Genomic DNA, 462 nt, shown 5'->3' with positions numbered 1-462 from the left:
CTCGTAGACGAAGGAATCGATCGGCCGCCTCAGCTTGCGCCACTCGGTGGCAAGCGCCGGCCAGGCGTTCGACGAGACGCCGGTGACGATCAAGGTCTCGAAGTAAGGCCGGTGCGCTTCCTTGCCGCCAAACGTCGGCGGCAACATGTCGGGAATGTCGCCATTGCCCTCGTCGTGCAGATCCCAATCGCCGGAGTGTTGGCGGAAGGACCGCGTCGTCAGGGCCTGCGTGATCCGCGTGGCAAGCGCGACGGAGGTCGCTGCATCGCCGGAGGTTGCTGCCTCGCGCAGTGCCGCCATCAGTTGCAGACCGGGGTAGCCGTGAAATTCTTCCGTCACCGAGAGATCGGCGAGAGCCGACTCGTATTTCGCGCGGTCGCCGCCGCGGGCCCACGCCTTTGCAGCGTCCACCAGATCGCGCCAGTCGTCCGCCCGCCCCCCGGGACCGCTAAAGAACTGATC

General features: G+C 66.5%; 1 pseudogene. It reads right to left on the bottom strand.

Annotated elements, in window-relative coordinates:
* Positions 1–462, bottom strand: a pseudogene (locus tag LE190_RS21450) (hypothetical protein); the annotation flags it as partial.

Source organism: Massilia hydrophila (genome assembly GCF_020208145.1).
Lineage (GTDB): Bacteria > Pseudomonadota > Gammaproteobacteria > Burkholderiales > Burkholderiaceae_D > Telluria > Telluria hydrophila.
The sequence above is the reverse complement of the archived record's forward strand: the minus strand, read 5'-3'. Positions and strand labels throughout refer to the sequence as shown.